Source organism: Pseudoduganella sp. jia 9 (genome assembly GCF_055502615.1).
Map to the genome: position 1 here is coordinate 364,116 of NZ_JBUPWE010000003.1, position 17,525 is coordinate 381,640.

Below are 17,525 nucleotides of genomic sequence, written 5' to 3' on the forward strand. Positions count from 1 at the left end.
AAGTCAGCACGTTTGCTCCTGGAGTAGCGTCAATGCACAGGCCGTGCCCCACAGCGCGGCGATGACCGAACCGAGGACCACCGCCTGCCGTTCGGCATGCACCTGCGGCAGGCGCAACACCCCGATCAGGCCAATGAATGCCGCCCCCAGCACCAGTACCGGCAGGAGCCGCTGCGGCTGATGGAACGCCACGACACCGCCAATGGCCAGGGCAAACGGCGCGCCGGCCAGCATCAGGACCAGGTGATCGAACCTGCGCGCCCAGTTCAGTGGCAGCGGCAACCCGGCCACCAGGGGCGATGCCGCACGGTGTGCCATCTGCAGGTCGCGGTACAGGCCGCTGATCACCAGTGCGACGATGGCCAGCGTGATCACGGCAAGGCCGCCGATGCGGCCGTCGTATTCCCACACCGCCATGAGACCGAGCGCCGCCGCGGTGACGGCGCACGCGGCGGCCAGCTTGCCCAGCGTTTGCGCCGGCGCCTGCCGGATCAGGTAGTTCAGCGGGATGAATGCGGCAGGATGCAGGCGCGCCGGCGCAGCTTTCCGCGCGACGTGAAATGCCCAGCGCCGGACGGCATCCAGGAATGGCTGGAACAATGGACCGGAAAGGTGCCGTCCGGCCAGCCACGCGCACGGCAGCGTGGCCGCCAGCAGGATGGCCTGCATCGACGGGCTGGCGCCTGGCGCGGCGGCCAGCGGGACGTCGGACAGCGCGATCGCACCCAGCCGGGCATAGCGGCGATCGAGGCAGGCCAGTTGTGCGGCCGCCGCCAGGATCACCAGATGCGCGACGAACAGGCCGTGAAGCGCGAACGCCAGAGCGCCATCCCGGGCGAAAAACCAGACCAGGGCTGCCGCCGGCAGCAGAAGCAGCGGACTGTTCGCGGCAAGCAGGACGAGCATGTCGGCCAGCCGGGCCTGCCGCGCGGGCATGGGCAGCGATCGTGCATAGGCCATGAATTCCCCGCCGCCGATCTGGCGGCGCTGCATCAGCACCCAGATCGCGGCAAGCGCCTGATACAGGCACAGGCAGGAAAGCCGCCACCCGGTTCCGAGCCCGGGCGACAGCAACGCGATCACCGGCCATCCCAGCGATTCGACCTGCGTCAGCGCCGATGCGCCGGCCGGCGCGAGCACGGCCAATGCAAGCAGCAGTGCCTGCCACCGGCGGAGCAGCAGCCGCCCGGTGGAGACGGCATACCAGCGCAGGCGGCTACGCAGCAGGATCGAGGCCATCGGTCGGCGCTGCCGCGCTGGTCGTGGAAAGGTTCGCCGGACGGAAGGTCTGCATCGCAGTGAGTGAGCTCGGGGTTGGTACCGCAGCGGCGCCGCGGGATCTCGAACTTATCACACACCTCTTATCAAATCCTTAATATATTGCAGAAGCTGACCGCCAACCTGCGCCCCGCATCCCCTCGCATCCACGGCCACGCCGTCCGCGGCCGATGCCGGGTCGAACTGTCGCTAGATGACCGGCACGCCGCCGGTGACGGCGATCCGCGCGCCGGATATATAGCTGCCGTCGTTCGATGCCAGCAGCACGTAGGTGGGCGCCAGTTCGGCCGGCTGGCCGGGCCGCTTCATCGGCACCTGCTGGCCGAAGCTCTCCACCTGTTCGGGCGGCATGGTGGACGGGATCAGCGGCGTCCAGATGGGGCCCGGGGCCACCGAATTCACGCGGATGCCCTGTTCCGCCAGCAGCTGCGCCAGGCCGCCGCTGAAGTTGACGATGGCGCCCTTGGTCGCCGAATACGCCAGCAGCTTGGGCTTGGGCGTATCGGCGTTGACGGAGGCGGTATTGATGATCGACGAACCCGGCTGCATGTGCGGCACGGCCGCTTTGCACAGGTGGAACATCGCGGTGATGTTGGTCTGGAACGTGTAATCCCATTCCTCGTCGGGAATCTCGTCCAGCGACTCGCGGGTCATCTGGAAGGCGGCATTGTTGACCAGCACGTCGATGCGTCCGAATGCCTCCACCGCCCTGGCGATGACGGCGCGGCAGTGCGCCGGATCGGCCAGGTCGCCGCGCACCAGTACCGCCTTCCTGCCCGCCTCCTCGACCCACCGGGCCGTTTCGCGGGCATCGTCGTCTTCGTTCAGGTACGAAATCAGCACGTCCGCGCCTTCGCGCGCAAAGGCGATCGCCACCGCGCGGCCGATGCCGCTGTCGGCACCTGTGATCACGGTGGCCTTGTCCTGCAGCTTGCCCGCGCCGCGGTAGCTGGTTTCGCCGTGGTCGGCGGCCGGGCGCATCTGCTGTTCGGTGCCGGGTGGCTGCTGCTGTTGTGCTGGCTGTTGCGTTGCTTGTTGCGATGGCTGTGACATGGTCTTCTCCTGTGATGACATCAAAAGAAGGGCATCACTATAAGGAGCTGGCAAAGATGCGGTGCACGCTTGAAGACCGGAAACTGCGTGCACCGCCCTTTCCCGTCAGCGCATGTCGAACTGCAGGGTTGCCGCAGGGAGGCCGGGCGCCGTCGCCGTCAGCGTGCCGGTGCCCGGTTCGCCGGTCGACTGCACGATCACCTGGGCCCAGCCATTGAACAGGCTGCGCCGCCATGGCGCGGCGGCCGTGGTGACGCGCACGCTGCCCCAGCGGCTTGTGCCGGCCGAGCGGTCGTACAGCCCGGCCACGCCGTCGGGCGGCGTGGGCAGCACGTAGGCCAGGCTGTTCCGGTCGCGCAGCTGTGCCGCGTCGAGCAGCACGGCCGGGCTGCCGTCGACCACGTGCGGCGTCGCCAGCCGGCCATTGACATGCACCTGCTGGGCCGGATCGAGCCTGTCGAGGAACAACATGGCGCTCTGGCCGGCAGTGAGTAGCGGACGGGCAAACTCCCCGCGCAGCACCATGTAGGGCGTGCGCGCCGGCTGCCGCTCGGGCGGCAGCCATTGCGCCGGATCGCGCCAGCTTGCCATGTCGGCGTCGGGCGCCAGGCCGGCGGAGGCATCCGGCCCGTCCAGCGCCAGCGTGCGCCAGCCCGACAGCGGAACGAACGCGTGGCGCTCGGCCGGCCGGTCGGCTTCGTGCGATCCCGGATCGCCATTGCCCACGCCAATGATGCGCAGCGGCCCGCTGACCGCGAAATCGACACGGTCCGACGCGGTCGGCACCTGGCGCCCTTCGCGGTCGCGGACGTTGACCCACACGACGGCGATGGCGCGGCCATCGGCGGCAAGCCGGCCGGTATCGCCCGACAGATGGACGGTCGCGGGTGCGCCGGTGGTCGCCACCGCGGTGTCGGCCACTCTCGCGCCGCGCCGGTACGCCACGGCTTCCAGCCTGCCGGGCGCGTAGGGTACGCTCCAGCGCAGGTGCGAATCGCGTACCATCGGCTTGCGGCCCAGCGAACGGCCGTCCTGCAACAGTTCGACCTCGTCGCCATTGCTGTAGACGCGCACGTCGATGGCCTGTCCATCCCTGCCCGGCCAGTTCCAGTGCGGCAGGATGTGCACCACCGGCTCCGGCCGCCACCAGGCCTTCAGGTAGTAGGCGGTGTCCTTCAACACCCCGGTGGTGTCGGTCATGCCGAACTGCGACGATACCGCGGGCCAGCCGAACGGCGTGGTCTCGCCGCGGTAGTCGAAGCCGGTCCAGATGAACATGCCGGACATCCAGTCGCGCTCCCGCACGCGGCGCCAGCCTTCCTCGATACTCAGGCTGTTGCCCGGCCGGCCCTGGCGGTCGTAGGCGTTCAGGTGCACCCTGGCGCGCTCGTCGACATAGATGCCGCGCGTGGTGAGCGTCGAACCCTCCTCGCTCATGACGGCCGGCTTGCCGGGATGGGCGCGGTGGAAGGCGTCGACGTCGTGCTGGGCACCGTAGTTAAAGCCGATCACGTCGGCGCCGACCGACGTGCCGCGGCCGGACGAACTGGTGGCCACCGAGGTGCGGCGCGTCGGATCCAGCCGCTTGACGATGGCGTGCATCTGCTGCGCCAGGTGGGTGCCCAGCGGATTGCCTTCCAGCGCCCATTCCTCGTTCCCCACCGACCACAGGATCACGCTGGGATGGTTGCGGTCGCGCCGCACCAGGCGCTCCAGCTGAGAGACGATCTCGGGCGAGGTACCCATCATGCGATGTTCATCGATGACCAGCATGCCGAGGCGGTCGGCGGCATCCAGCAGCTCCGGGGTCGGCGGATGGTGGGCAGTCCGGTAGGCATTGACGCCGAACGATTTCAGCTGTTTCAGGCGCCAGTCCTGCAGGCCATCCGGCAGCGCCACGCCGACGCCGGCGTGGTCCTGGTGGTTGTTGGTGCCCTGCAGCTTGATCGGCTTGCCGTTCAGGGAAAAGCCCTTGTCCGGGTCGAACGACACGGTGCGGATGCCGAAGCGGGTGTCGTAGCTGTCGACGATCCGGCCGTCCAGCAGCAGCGTGGTGCGCAGCAGGTACAGGTGCGGGTCGTCGAGCGACCACAGGCGCGGTTTCGCCAGCGCCAGGCGCTGGCGGGAATCGCCCGTGGCGGCGGCGCCGACCGACAGGCCGGCGGCGCGGATATGCGCCAGCGTGCGCCCGTCCGCATCGAGGATGCGGTGCTCGACCGCGAAGCGCGCGGCCTGGCCGGCGTCGTTGCGCACGGTCAGGTCAACTTCGATGGCGGCGCGTCCGTCGGCCACGGTGGTTTTCACGAACGTGCCCCACTGTGCCACGTGCAGCGGCGCGGTCTTGGTCAGCCAGACGTGCCGGTAGATGCCGGCACCTTCATAGAACCAGCCCTCCTCCATCGTGGCGTCGACACGCACGGCGATCAGGTTGGTGCCGCCATAGTCGAGATAATCGGTAATGTCGTGGCGGAAGCCCGAATAGCCGCTGGGCTCACGGCCGATATAGTGGCCGTTGACCCAGACCACGCTGTCGCGGTAGGCGCCGTCGAATTCCAGCGCGATGCGTCGTCCCCGGTCGCTGGCCGGGATCTCGATGGTCTTGCGGTACCAGCCCACGCTGTTTTCCGGGAAGGCCCGGCCGATCGCCTTCGAGCCATGGTTGGTATTGCCGCGCGCATCGAACGGCAGTTCCACCGCCCAGTCGTGTGGCAGGTCGACCCGGCGCCAGCCGGCATCCTTGAAGCCCGGCGCGGCCGGGCCGTCGCCGTAGCCGGCCTTGGCAAAGAAGAACGCCCGCAGGCCATGGCCGAAATCCTGGCGGGCGTCATGGGCGTGGCCGTGGGCGAAGCGCCAATCCTGGTCGATATTGATGCGCTCGCGCGGTGCCTGCGCGCCGGCCGGCATCAGCCATGCAAACAACGACAGCGCCAGCAAGGCGCGCTTGAACGAATACCACATGCGGTCTCCGTGAATGAGTAAATGGTTCGGCAATGCAGGGCCGGCTTCGGGAAAAATAGCGCCCCGAGGGGCGCCGAAGAGGAGACACGGTGCGAACTGGATCTTATCGGGGGCGCAGGTGCAGCACCACCACGCCGTGCGCCGGCACATTCATGGCATACGGCCTGGCGGTGTCGCCGGTGGCGCCGCTCCACAGTTCGGTGAAGCTGTGGCGCACCTTGCCGAAGTGGACCTGGTTGTGAGTGAATTCATCCTTCAGTTCATGCTCGTTCCAGTCGAACCGGTAGCTGCGCGCCTTGTCGGCCCGGTTCAGGAACATCAGCGCCCACTCGCCGTTGGCCAGCGGCTTGGCATACATGTCGAGCTGGCCGTCGTTCATGAAGCGCCACGCCTGGATGCCGCGCTCGTCCTGGTTGAGGGCGATGATGGCGCGGTTGGTCAGGATCTTGCGGGTGGTGGCAGACATCTTGCGGATATCGTTCCCGGCGATCAGCGGGGAATTCATCATGGCCCAGATCGAGAAGTGCGCCTTGTCCTCGTCCTCGGTCATGCCCTTGCCGACTTCCATCATGTCCATGTCGTTCCAGCGCCCCGGCCCGGAGTGCTTGCGCAGGCCGGCCTGCTTGTCGAGGATCGGCAGCACGCCCCACGACGACCAGGTGCCGCGGTTGAAGTCGCAGTCCCAGCACGGGTAGATGTCGCCCGTGGTGCGCCACGAATGGCCCACGTCCGCCGCCCAGTCCCACGGCTTGGTGTCGCCCCACTCGCAGATGGCGAACAGGATTGGCCGGCCAGCGGCGCGCAGCGCGTCGCGCATGGTGGTGTAGGCCCCCTTCGAGTTCAATCCCTCGGTATCGCACCAGTCGTACTTCAGGTAGTCGATGCCCCAGCGCGCATAGGTCAGCGCATCCTGGTACTCATGGCCGCGGCTGCCCGGCTTGCCGGCGCAGGTGTGCGCGCCGGCATCCGAGTAGATGCCCAGCTTGAGCCCGCGGGCATGGACGTAGTCGGCCAGCGCCTTCATGCCGGACGGGAAGCGCTCCGGATCGGGCTGGATGAAGCCGTTCTCGTCGCGCTTGCCGTGCCAGCAGTCGTCGATGTTGACGTACACATAGCCGGCCTCGCGCATGCCGCTCGAGACCATCGCATCGGCCGATTCGCGGATCAGCTGTTCATTGATATCGCAGGCGAAGGTGTTCCAGGTGTTCCAGCCCATCTGCGGGGTCTTCGCCAGTTCGGTGAACTTGGCCGGGGCGGTGGCGGCGGCGGGCTTGACGCTGGCCTGGGCATGCGCTTCGGATGCTGCAAGGGAAACGGCAAGGGGCGCGGCGAACAGGGCGCCGAGCATCAGTCGTGGCAGTCGTACTTTCATCATGGCTCTTCTGGTTAAAGCGATGCGGGCGGCGCCGGAAGCGCCGCTGGCCGCATCAGTTGGTAAGATGGTTCAGAACGAATATCCCGCGCGCAGGCTGTAGCGCGGGCCGGAGACGAAGTGGGCGCGGCGCTTGTCGCCGATCCGCTGGTGCATGGTCTGGCCATAGCGCGCATCGCTCAGGTTCTGCGCCTGGAAGTCGATCTTGAAGTTCTCGCTGAACTTGTACGACACGCCGCCATCGAGCTGGCCGTAATCGTCCGCCCACAGCGGCAGGCCCCAGGCCACGTTGCGCTCGCCAAAGTCCGGGCTGGCCGGGTTGGTGTCGGTGCCGTCCGAGCCGCGCGTGCCGTTGGTGTTGGTGCTGAGGAAGTAGCGCGAGCGCCAGTTGTAGGCCAGGCGCGCCGACCATGGGCCGCGGTCGAACAGGATCGCCACGTTGTAGGCGTTCTTCGACATCTGCGGCAGCGGCAGGTCGCCGAAGGTACGCCCGTCGATGTCGCAGCCGTTCATGTTCAGGTTGATGTTGGCGGCGCCGCCTTCGCTGCCCGAGCAGAACTCGCTGCGCACCGGGTTGTACAGCTTTCGGTGGCTGTCGACGTAGGTGTAGTTGGCCTGCAGGCCGAGCCCTTTCAGCCAGTCTGGCAGGCCGTCAAAGTACTGCTGGTAGGCGATCTCGGCGCCGCGCACCGTGCCGCGCGCGCCGTTGACCGGCGACGTCACCAGGAACTGCTGAAGATTGCCCTGCACGTCCGGCAGGGCGATCGACACCGTCTGGTCGATGATCACATCCTTCAGGCGCTTGCCGAACAGCGCCAGCGTCAGCGAGCCGGAGTTGGCGAAATACCATTCGGCCGTGAGGTCGAGCTGGCGCGAGGTGATCGCCTTGAGCGATGGATTGCCTTCCGCGGTGCCGGTGCGGCGCACCGCGGTCACGGTGGTGACGCCGGTGGCTTCGTTGAGCACGGAGTCGACGTCCTGCGACATGAAGGTGTAGGCCTGCAGGTCGGCGAAGTCCGGGCGCGACATCGAGGTGCCGAACGCCGCGCGGAACTGCAGCTTGTCGGTGGCCTTCAGGCGCAGGTTCAAGGTGGGCAGCACGTTGTTGTAATCGTTCTTCACGTCGCGCCGCTCTTCGAACGCGGGGATGACCGGCACCGGCAGGCCGGTGACCTGGGCGCCCTCGGGCAGAGCCGCGCCGGGCCGGAACGAGGTGTAGCCGCGCGACCGGGAACGGGTCTGCACGTAGCGCACGCCGATGTTGCCGTCGACAGGGTAGGCCAGGTTGTCGAAGCCGAAGCGCAGCTGGGTATAGAAGGCACGGGTCTTCTCGCGCTGGTCGTTGGTGCCGGCCGGGTTGTCGCCGCCGAAGCGCGCGGGCGTCCACGCCTCGCAGCTGCCGCCGCCGAGGACCACCCTCTGCTCCTGGCACAGCAGCATGTGGTAGGAGTGCAGCAGCTGGTACGAGTCGGGATAGCCGGCCGCCACGCTGGGCGCCGGGAATACCACCGCCGGCACGCTGATGTCGCCGCCGAAGAAGTTCGGGAAGCTGTTCGTCACGGTCGGCGCGTTGAAGCGCGGGTCGCTGAGGTAGGCCAGCTTGCCGATGTCCCAGTCCACCATCCACGGCTGCGTCACGCCCTTCCAGTTGTAGCTGGGATCGGAGTTGACCGTCAGCGCATCGCGCTCGGTCAGGCGCACGCCGAAGCGCAGGTCGCGCAGCACCGGATGGTCGAAGGTGTAGCGGGCATCGCCCTTCCACGCCTTCATCTCGCCGGTATTCCTGTGCATGTGCTCCATCGTGCTGCCCCAGTAGTAGTTCGCGGGGTCGGCCAGGAAGGTGCGCTGCGCGTCGGTAAACTCGATGCTCGGCAGCTTGCCTCGGTAGTCGAGGCGCTGGCTCGGCATCAGCATGCCCAGGCCCACCGCCGACGAAAAGGCGTCCGCCTTCGAGGTGGTGCGCTGCAGGTCGCTGGACAGGGTCCAGTCATCCGACACTTTCCACTGCAGGTTCCAGCCGATGTCGGTGGTTTTTGAATTGCCCTTGTTGAAGCCGCCCGCGTTGCTGAACGGGATGCCGCCGTTGGTCGCATCGCTGATGGTACCGGTCAGCAGCGCGCCCTGCTCGTCGTAGGTGGCGTCGGACACCCGCAGGTCGTACGGGGCGGCCGACGAGAAGATCGACTGCTCCAGCGCATTGTCCTTGTAGCGCGACTGGAACAGGGTCAGATGGCTGCGCACGTCCTTCATGCGCCATTGCAGGGCGGCGTATGCGCCCTGGCGCTTGCGGTCGTACTCGTAGGTGCGCCACTGCGCGCCCTTGGGGATCCACACGGTGCGCCCCGGCTCGATGTCCGTGCGCGGGTAGAACGGTTCGAACTGGAAGGTATCGGTGCGGGTCGAGCTGTCCGACGAGGCGATATCGAACAGCACGCCCCACTCGCCCAGGCTGCTCTTCCAGCGGTTCGAGTACAGCAGGGAGCCCGACAGGTCCGGCTTGCCTTTCCTCAGCGTCGAGTGGGTCACCTCCAGCGAACCGCCGACGCGCTGGCCCTTGAAGTCGAACGGCAGCGCGGTGCGCAGGTTGACCAGGCCGGAAATGCCGCCTTCGGTCTGTTCGGCCGACGGGTTCTTGTAGACGTCCACGCCGGACATCAGTTCGGGCGGAATGTCGCCCCAGCTGAGCGAGCGCCCGCCGTTGGCCGCGAAGGCCTCGCGCCCGTTCAGTTCCGAGCGCACGTAGTTCAGGCCGCGGATGTTGACGCCGGCGCCTTCGACCGAGAAGCGTTCGTTGTCGCCGGCCTGGCGGTTGATGCTCACGCCCACCACGCGCTGCAGCACCTCGGTGACCGAGCGGTCCGGCAGCTTGCCGATGTCGTCGGCGACGACCGAATCGACGATCTCGTCGGCATCCTGCTTGATCTTCTGCGCCGAATTGAGTGCGGCGCGCTGGCCGGTAACCACCACCACCGAACTGGCGTCGGCTTCCTGCGCATGCGCGGCGCCGGCCATCCATGCGAGCTGGGCTACCGCCATCGCAATGACGGTCCTGCTGGTTCGTTTCATGTTGTCCCCTCCTGATGGGCCAGGCCGCGCGATGGCGAGCCTGGTCTGTTTTTTTACGGCGCGCCCATGCATGCCGTTCCTATTTTCGCCATCAACCTGAACGGAAGATATACGAAAGATTTCAAGTGGAACGATGAATCATGGCCTCTGCAGCGTCAAGGCCGCCGTGCAGATAGGGAGTTATTTCGCGGTGCTTACTAAACAAGCGTGCCCGGAAAGCAACGCTGGCCCGAGGCAGGCGGAAAAATGCTGGAACGATTGAGCGCCAGGCATGCGGCGGAGGCGCCGCCATTCAGGTAGATGAACCTTGAATGAACCCTGGATGACGCTCACGGAGCGCCGGACGGGCGCGGTGCGGCAGCCGGCGCCGGCGGTTTGCGCGTGATCGCGACCAGGCGGCGCATGGCCGTCTCGGGCGCGATGCGCTCGTCGTTCCAGAATTCGCTCAGCACATCCCGGAAGGCCTGCTCGAGCTCCGGCGCCAGCACCATGGCCAGCGCCGGCACCAGCGTGCCGTCGCGCGTCGCGCCCTGGAACGCGGCGGCGGCCTGGCGCGCGCACGGACCGTAGCCATCCAGCGCCACGCCCGTGCGGGCCGGGATCGAGCCCTTGTGCAGGTTGAAGCCTTGCTGCACGCCCACCGACATGACCAGCGCCGCGAGATCGTGCTGGCCGCGCTGCTGGCCGGCGGGGCCCTTGAACATGGCGAACGAATCGACCACATAGGAAAAGCTGCCGGCCGTCCCGGGCGACGGCACGCAGGCGAAGCTGTCGCCCCGCTTGCGGGCCGCCGGGTACAGGTGCGGATTGGCCCAGTCGCCCATCAGCAGCATGCCCGCGGCGCCGCTGGCCATCGCCACGGCCGCGCCCTGCTGCCGGGGCGCCCCCTGCGCGGCGCCGGTATAGGCCCGGATGCGCCGGAACGTCTGCAGCACCCGCGCCATCGTGGCCCCGGTGAGCTGGGCGGGATCGTGCGCGACCAGGGCCTGGCGGTAGAACGCCGGCCCGCCCACGCCCAGCGCCACGCTTTCGAACAGCAGCTGTTCTTCCCACGCATGGCCGCCATAGGCCAGTGCCGTATGGCCGGCGCGCTTCATGGCCTCGGCCGTGGCGAAGAACTCGTCCCAGCTGGCCGGCGCGCGCGCGCCCGACTGCTTCAGGATGCGCTGGTTGATCCACAGCCAGTTGATGCGGTGGATATTGAGCGGCACGCCGACATAGCGGCCCTGGTGCTTCATGGCGTCGGCCACCACCGGGGGCAGCGTTGCATCCCAGCGTTCGGCGCGCGCCAGCTCGTCGAGCGGCAGCAGCAGGCCACGGCGGGCCATGGCGGCGATGACCGGGCCCTTCATCTGCGCCACGGCGGGTGGATTGCGCAGCCGTATGCGGGAGTCGAGCAGGGTCGCGGCCATCCCCTCGGCGCCATTGGCAACGGCGAAATCGATCCACTCATGCCCGCGCGCGCGCAGCGCGGCCTGCAGCACCTGGGCGGCCCGCTGGTCGGGCCCGGTCTCGAGATGATTGAGCACTTCCAGGGTCGCCGCGCCGCTGCCGGCGGCACTGCCGGACAGGGCCAGCGCCAGGGCCAGCAGCATCGGTGCGCGTATGGTCATGGCCTGCATGCCGTCATCATGGTCGCTGGCGCCCCGCGGCGATCATGCGCTCCACCACCGTGCGTGGAGCGATCCGCTCGTCGCGCCAGAAGTCGGTGACGATGTCCTGCAGCGCGTCGACTACGGCCGGCCTCACCCCGACGCCCATGCTCGGCACCAGCGTGCCGTCGCGGGCCGCGAGCCGGTACGCCGCGCCGGAAGCCCGGGCACAGCGCCCGAACGGCGCCAGGTCGGCGTCCAGGCGCGGCGGCAGCCCGCCCTTCGCCAGGTTCAGCTGCCGCTGGACCGGTGGCGACATCAGCGCCGCCGCGAAATCGCGCTGCGCGCCGGCCCTGGCCGGCGCAACCTTGAACATCACGACCGAATCCAGCGCGAAGATATAGCCCGGCGTGTCGCCCGCCGCGCTCACCGGCGCCGCGGCGCAGGCGTAGTCCAGCCGCCCCGCTGCCTGTGCCTCGGCGAACAGCGGACCGGCCCATTCGCCCATCAGCTGCATGCCGGCCAGGCCGCGTATCAGCTCCTGCGAGGCAGTGGTCCAGTCGCGTTCCGGCCGGCGCGTGTCGGTGTACTGCTTCAGGCGCCGGAAGGTCAGCAGGGCGCGCTCCATGTCGGGACTGGCCAGCGCGGCCGGATCGAGCTCCAGCAGTGCCTGCCGATAGAAACCCGGGCCGGCGCTTCCGACCACCACGGTTTCCAGCAGGTGCAGGTTCTGCCACCGCTGGCCGCCATGCGCCAGCGGCACGAAGCCGGCGCGCCGGATCGCTTCGGCAACGGCGAAGAACTCATCCCACGTGCCGGGTGCCCGGACCCCGGCACGCGCCAGCACCGAGGCGTTCATCCACAGCCAGTTATTGCGATGCAGGTGGATGGGCACGGCGACATAGCTGCCGCGGTACTTGAGCGTGGCGGCGACCGCCGGCGGCAGCAGCCTGTCCCACCGCTCGGTCCTGGCCAGCCGATCGATCCCGCCGAGCGCGCCCCGGCGGCCCCACTGGCCGATCGCATCCACCGGCATCATCTGCGCCGCCGCCGGAGCATCGCCGGCCGACACCCGCTTGCGCAGCAGCGAGACGGCGGGTTGATCGTCGGTCGCGCCGAAGTCGCGCCAGTCGTGGCCCTGCGCCGCCATGCCGCCGCGCAGCAGCGTCATGGCGCCGGCATACTCGGCGCCGCTCCAGTAATGCAGCACTTCGAGCTCGCCGGCCGCCGCCGTACGGATGCCACCGCACGCCAGCATCGCCAGCAAAATCGCCGCACGGGTGCTGGAACGGGGTGAATGCCGTAATGGATTCCGGGGTGGCGTCAAACGCGGCTCCTTCGCATCGAGAGAGCCGGACATTATCACGCAACCGGTCTGCCGGGAAAGCCGGGGCGGGCATCGGCCGGCGTTGAAGCGGCTGCCATAACCCGTTAATATCGCGCAATGCAACTACTACTCGCGGAAGACGACCAGATTCTCGCAGCCGGCCTGAGCGCCCAGCTGGCACAGGCGGGATTCGTCGTGCAGCACGCGCCCAACGGCCCCGTCGCCGAATTCCTGCTGATCAATCAACCCTACGACATCGCCATCATCGACCTGGGCCTGCCGATGGTCGACGGCCTGAGCGTGCTGAAGAAGGTGCGCGCGGTGCGCCCGGAATTGCCGGTGGTGATCCTGACGGCGCTCGACAAGCTCGACACGCGGCTGGCCAGCCTGAATGGCGGCGCGGACGATTTCATCACCAAGCCGTTCATCTTTTCCGAACTGGAGGCGCGCCTGCGCGCGGTGCTGCGCCGCTCGCGCCACGCCCGCAGCGGCGCCGGCACCTTCGCCGAACTGAGCGCGGGCGCGCTGCGCTTCGACCGCGAGACGCGCCGCGCCATGATCAATGCCGAGCTGGTCGAACTGAGCCCGCGCGAAGCGGTCCTGCTCGACCTGCTGCTGGCCAATACCGGCAAGGTGGTCCGCAAGGACCAGATTGCCGCCTTGTGGAACGACGACGGCAGCGGCAATTCGGCGGAAGTGCATATCTACCGGCTGCGCCGCAAGCTCGACAGTTCCGGCGTCGTGATCAGGACCGTACGCGGCCTGGGCTATCTGCTGGAAACCGACCCCGCGGGCGCGCGCGGCTGATGCCGGGGCCAAAGCGCCGGAGGCTGGCGGCCGACTGGTCGCTGCGCGGACAGCTGGTGGCCTGGGTGCTGCTGCCGCAGCTGGTGTTGTGGGTTGCCGGCGGCGTCGCGACCTACCGCCTGGCGGTCAACTACGTCAACGAAGCCGCTGACGCCACGCTGTCGCAGGCCGCGCGCACGCTGGCGCGCCAGGTCAAGCCGATCGGCAACGGCCTGCTGATCGATCTTCCGCGCGCCGCGCAGAACATCCTGGAAGCCGATCCGAACGACCGTTTCCTGTACACCGTCAGCACGCCGCCCGGCAGGTTCATCCTGGGTAACAACGCGATTCCGCTGCCGCCCGCGCACATGCGGCCGCGCCCGAACGATCCCTACTTCTATGACGGCGAAATGGTGCCGGACCAGTCGGAAGCCACGCCGGGCCCCGCCCGGGTGCGGGTCGCGGCGCTGTTCCTCAAGAACGGCGAAGTGGATGGACGCCAGCAATGGATGCTGGTGCAGGTGGCGCGCGGCGTGGCGGCGCGCGAATCCATCTGGAAGCGGATCCTGCTCGACACCCTGCTGCCGCTGTCGGCGCTGATCATGCTGATGACGGTGATCGTCTGGGCCGGCACCGGCGCCGGGCTCGCGCCGCTGCTGCGCCTGCGCCGCGAGGTCGAGGACCGCTCGCCGAGCGACCTGACGCCATTGCGCGCCGAAGCGGCCCCGCGCGAGCTGCGTTCGCTGGTGCGCGCGCTGAACAACCTGCTGGCGGCGGTACGCCAGAACGTCGACGCCCAGAAGCGCTTCATTGCCGATGCCGCGCACCAGCTGCGCACGCCGCTGGCTGGCCTGATCAGCCACGCCGAACTGGCGCTGGGCGCCACCAGCGACCCTGCGCTGGTCGCGCGCCTGACCATGCTGCACCAGAGCGCCACCCGCAGCGCCCACCTGATCGCCCGCATGCTGATGCTGGCGCGCGCCGAGCCCGAAGCGGCCATGGCACAGGAGAGCGCGCCGATCGAGCTGGGCGCGCTGGTCGAGCAGGTCGTCGCGGACGCGGTGCCGAAGGCGCTGCGCGCCGGCGCCGATCTCGGTGTCGACACGCAGCGCGATCCTGCCGGATTATGGGTGCAGGCCAACCCGATGCTGCTGACCGAGGCGCTCGTCAACATCCTGGACAACGCCATCGAGTACGCGGGGTCCGGCAGCGAGATCACCGTGACCGTCCGGCGCGATGGCGGCCTTGCCCGCATCAGCGTCAGCGACAACGGACCGGGCATCGCCCGCGCCGATCATGCCCGCGTGTTCGACCGGTTCGTGCGGGCCACGGACCAGGGACTGGGCTGCGGCCTGGGCCTGGCGATCGTGCACGAGATCATTACGCGGCACGGCGGCAGCGTCAGGCTGGAAGACGTCGACCCGCACGGCCTGGACGTGATCGTCACCCTGCCCCTGCGGTGACCTGCCGGCAGCGGGGTCGGGCCTGAAGGTAAAACTGGTGACAGGTGCCAATTTTCCGCCAGTTCAAAAGCAAAAAAACCGCCAGCACGCGCTGGCGGTTTTTTCTGTCACTGAATGACGATTACGTTGGGCAAGCGAAACCGTAGTCTCGCATTAGCTGATTCATTTCTTGCCGCGACGCATGCGCCGGCGCGCGGTCATTCCCACCAGTCCCAAGGCCATCATGGCATACGTGGCTGGTTCGGGAACCGGTGACAACGAAACGACAAAACCGCTGCCGGTACTATCCATGCCGTAGAATGTTCTGCCGTCGGCCGAAACACCGAGCGGCAACGCGAGCGTACGACCGTCAAGGTCTACCCCTTGACTAGTGAGGTAATCGGTCAAATTCAGCATGCCTTGACCTTCGATCCAGATGGTACCCTGGCCAAAGCCGGCGGGGCCGAAGCCCCGGTCGTAGCCAACAATGATCCGGCCATCCGCCGAGATGCCGGTTGCCGCCTGAAAGTCTCCCAATGCGTCCAGATCGCCCAGCCACTCTGTCTGCTGAGTGAGAGTGTTGTATCGCCAGCTCTGACCGTAATAACCATTCCCGACTATCCAGTTGCCGTCAGCCGATACCGCCCCCGCCTCCTGCAGCGCATTGCCCTGGTCATCGACCATGTTATGCAAGGTGCCGTTATCCCAGTAGGCGCCGGTCCACTGCCCGTTGGATTGCTCGACCCATCCAGCGATGATGCTGCCGTCATGCGACACGGCGTTCGCACGTGACGATCCCCCGATCGAGCCGAGGTCGGTCATGACGCCGGCGGGAGTGGACGCGATTGCATGAGCAGTGGCACCGCCAACCCACCCGAGGCCAACCACAGTCTTGCCATCGCCGGAGATGTTCCACCCAGAGCTCGCCGACGTATCCAGGGTGCCGCCAATGCCGCCCAGTGTCGTCCACTGGCCAGTGCCGACCGAGTAGTAAGCCGCGTAGTTCAGGCCGTCGCTCCCGAAGGCCGAGCCCGATATGCGCGATCCGTCAGCCGACACGCTGGCCACCCCACCCTGCCACGCCCCACCGATGGACGTAACGCCGGTGGCAGCGGTCCACATGTAATAGGAGTCATTTGCGACATACGCACCAATCACGCTGCCGTCAGCAGAAGAACCCGAAACAGTAATGCCATAACCAAGATCCCAGAATTTCCCTGCTGCGTGAGCGGCAGGAACGGTCACGCTACAAACAAAAGCAGCTGCTGCCAAAGCAAAACGCGCTGAAGTCTTCATGTGTCGAGCCTTTAAGTTGATCAAGCGATGGTGGGTGGTTGTCTCCAGGTAGGAATTATTCTTATGCTAACGACTTTAGCCATCGTAAAATCCAGTGTCAACAGACATTGAAACTGTTACATATTCATCGCTGCCAGTGATTCGAAACCGATAAGGCCGCACGCCGTGTTCCGGCTATTTCGCACGCACTGTGCCGGCCCGCCTCCGGCGTAAGTGTCGTCCCTGCGCCGTCTTGAGGCCGTTGGCAAGAAGCGAGACGATGCTTGCCGCACTGTTGGGAAGCGGAGCTCAGCCCGGCCATGAAGATATGTCGCGGCAGAGCGGTGAACTATCGCGCTGTCTTTTCTTGCACGCTTGAGTGCGGACGCGGCCACGGCCGGCGTCAATGACATGCCAAGCCCTGGCCGGACAGGCCCCCTGCTGGATATGCAGTCTAATACGATCTAAAACAAACCCGTACGGTCTAATACGATCTCGAATCAGCGAAATGCTGGGTGAATGAGAACGAAATCGCCTCCACCACGGGAACTCTGGACTGTTTTAGACCGCCCGGCACTGTATTTCTGGACCGTTTTATACAGTTCCGTTCTCGCGTTGGACTGTTTTCGCGGCAAATCGCTGGAGCGGTCCCTGCAGTTATCGGCACGAACCCAGGCTTCCTCGCCGGGAAAGCGCAGCCAGACGAAGCGCCATGCATTCCGTCCGGTCGTGTGCCGATTGGCGAACAGGGAAGGCGTCAATGCCGCGCCATCGTCCGCAATAATGCGGTCGCCGCACACCTTGGCAAAATCGACGGAACTGTCGCGACTGGTCCTGATTTGGAGTTCTAATCCGCCAAGGGGCGATGGAAATGCCTGTTGCGCCAGCTTCCGCTTGAACTCCAGCGGGTAGTTCGTGCTGCGCCGGCGCCTGCCGTGTTGAACTCCACTCTCCAAGATAGTCCCCACCAAATTCTAGTGGGGACTATCTTGGCGACTGAAGCTATTAAGTGTCCAGACGGTGCAGGCTTTACGCTTACCACCGGGCAGTGCCCGGCGGAGCACTAAAACCACAGGCTTGGAGCCAAGTCCGCGGCATCAGCAAAGCGTGCGTTCAAATGCGAAAAACCCCCGCCAGCTCACTGGACGGGGGTTTCTCTATATAACAGCCTGACGATAACCTACTTTCACACTGGTTGCAGCACTATCATCGGCGCAAAGTCGTTTCACGGTCCTGTTCGGGATGGGAAGGGGTGGGACCGACTTGCTATGGTCATCAGGCATGACTTGTACGATCGATTGCTCTCGATGGAGCAGCAATCGATCTCAATCCGGAAGAAGTAAAGCGAGGGTAACTCTCATCAAAGAGTAAATGCA

General features: G+C 66.8%; 11 protein-coding genes and 1 rRNA gene. 2 read left to right on the top strand and 10 right to left on the bottom strand.

Going from position 1 to position 17,525, the window contains the following annotated elements:
* Positions 1-3: 3 nt before the first annotated feature.
* The 7 genes from ACY34H_RS04905 to ACY34H_RS04935 form a co-directional block, all read right to left on the bottom strand.
* The gene (locus ACY34H_RS04905) at positions 4-1,239 is read right to left on the bottom strand and encodes a hypothetical protein (protein ID WP_464976359.1); all 1,236 of its coding nucleotides are present in this window, start codon (positions 1,237-1,239) and stop codon (positions 4-6) included.
* A 228-nt stretch (positions 1,240-1,467) separates the two neighbouring features.
* Positions 1,468-2,331 (bottom strand): glucose 1-dehydrogenase, encoded by an 864-nt coding sequence (locus ACY34H_RS04910; RefSeq protein WP_464976360.1) that lies wholly within the window; start codon positions 2,329-2,331, stop codon positions 1,468-1,470.
* Between the two features lie 105 nt (positions 2,332-2,436).
* Positions 2,437-5,289 (bottom strand): beta-galactosidase GalA, encoded by a 2,853-nt coding sequence (gene galA / locus ACY34H_RS04915; protein ID WP_464976361.1) that lies wholly within the window; start codon positions 5,287-5,289, stop codon positions 2,437-2,439.
* Positions 5,290-5,392: 103 nt separating this feature from the next.
* On the bottom strand, positions 5,393-6,664 hold the full coding sequence (locus tag ACY34H_RS04920; protein WP_464976362.1) for a glycoside hydrolase family 27 protein: 1,272 nt from the start codon (positions 6,662-6,664) through the stop codon (positions 5,393-5,395).
* Positions 6,665-6,733: 69 nt separating this feature from the next.
* Positions 6,734-9,727, bottom strand: a complete 2,994-nt coding sequence (locus ACY34H_RS04925; RefSeq protein ID WP_464976363.1) for a TonB-dependent receptor — start codon at positions 9,725-9,727, stop codon at positions 6,734-6,736.
* Between the two features lie 329 nt (positions 9,728-10,056).
* Positions 10,057-11,340, bottom strand: coding sequence for an ABC transporter substrate-binding protein (locus ACY34H_RS04930; protein ID WP_464976364.1), 1,284 nt, complete (start codon positions 11,338-11,340; stop codon positions 10,057-10,059).
* Positions 11,341-11,356: 16 nt separating this feature from the next.
* Positions 11,357-12,646 (bottom strand): ABC transporter substrate-binding protein, encoded by a 1,290-nt coding sequence (locus ACY34H_RS04935; RefSeq protein ID WP_464976365.1) that lies wholly within the window; start codon positions 12,644-12,646, stop codon positions 11,357-11,359.
* A 117-nt stretch (positions 12,647-12,763) separates the two neighbouring features.
* Between ACY34H_RS04935 and ACY34H_RS04940 the strand changes: the two genes are divergently transcribed.
* Positions 12,764-13,453, top strand: coding sequence for a response regulator transcription factor (locus ACY34H_RS04940; RefSeq protein ID WP_464976366.1), 690 nt, complete (start codon positions 12,764-12,766; stop codon positions 13,451-13,453).
* The gene (locus ACY34H_RS04945) at positions 13,453-14,895 is read left to right on the top strand and encodes a sensor histidine kinase (protein WP_464976367.1); all 1,443 of its coding nucleotides are present in this window, start codon (positions 13,453-13,455) and stop codon (positions 14,893-14,895) included. Before ACY34H_RS04940 ends, ACY34H_RS04945 begins: the two co-directional genes overlap by 1 nt.
* A 162-nt stretch (positions 14,896-15,057) precedes the next feature.
* On the opposite strand, the gene ACY34H_RS04950 is transcribed toward ACY34H_RS04945, so the two are convergent.
* The 3 genes from ACY34H_RS04950 to rrf form a co-directional block, all read right to left on the bottom strand.
* Entirely contained in the window at positions 15,058-16,170 is a 1,113-nt protein-coding gene (locus ACY34H_RS04950) for a PEP-CTERM sorting domain-containing protein (protein ID WP_464976368.1), read from the bottom strand.
* A gap of 479 nt (positions 16,171-16,649) precedes the next feature.
* Positions 16,650-17,105 carry a hypothetical protein gene (locus ACY34H_RS04955; RefSeq protein ID WP_464976369.1) on the bottom strand — a complete coding sequence of 152 codons (456 nt, stop codon included), beginning with the start codon at positions 17,103-17,105 and terminating at the stop codon, positions 16,650-16,652.
* 211 nt (positions 17,106-17,316) lie between these two features.
* A 5S ribosomal RNA gene (rrf, locus tag ACY34H_RS04960) occupies positions 17,317-17,429 on the bottom strand.
* Between the last annotated feature and the right edge of the window lie 96 nt (positions 17,430-17,525).

Bases quoted from the DNA above. Each gene is read 5' to 3' on its own strand.
- ACY34H_RS04940 (WP_464976366.1), top strand. From the start codon at position 12,764: ATGCAACTACTACTCGCGGAAGACGACCAGATTCTCGCAGCCGGCCTG.
- ACY34H_RS04910 (WP_464976360.1), bottom strand. From the start codon at position 2,331: ATGTCACAGCCATCGCAACAAGCAACGCAACAGCCAGCACAACAGCAG.
- ACY34H_RS04920 (WP_464976362.1), bottom strand. From the start codon at position 6,664: ATGATGAAAGTACGACTGCCACGACTGATGCTCGGCGCCCTGTTCGCC.
- ACY34H_RS04945 (WP_464976367.1), top strand. From the start codon at position 13,453: ATGCCGGGGCCAAAGCGCCGGAGGCTGGCGGCCGACTGGTCGCTGCGC.
- galA (WP_464976361.1), bottom strand. From the start codon at position 5,289: ATGTGGTATTCGTTCAAGCGCGCCTTGCTGGCGCTGTCGTTGTTTGCA.
- ACY34H_RS04905 (WP_464976359.1), bottom strand. From the start codon at position 1,239: ATGGCCTCGATCCTGCTGCGTAGCCGCCTGCGCTGGTATGCCGTCTCC.
- ACY34H_RS04930 (WP_464976364.1), bottom strand. From the start codon at position 11,340: ATGACCATACGCGCACCGATGCTGCTGGCCCTGGCGCTGGCCCTGTCC.
- ACY34H_RS04925 (WP_464976363.1), bottom strand. From the start codon at position 9,727: ATGAAACGAACCAGCAGGACCGTCATTGCGATGGCGGTAGCCCAGCTC.
- ACY34H_RS04950 (WP_464976368.1), bottom strand. From the start codon at position 16,170: ATGAAGACTTCAGCGCGTTTTGCTTTGGCAGCAGCTGCTTTTGTTTGT.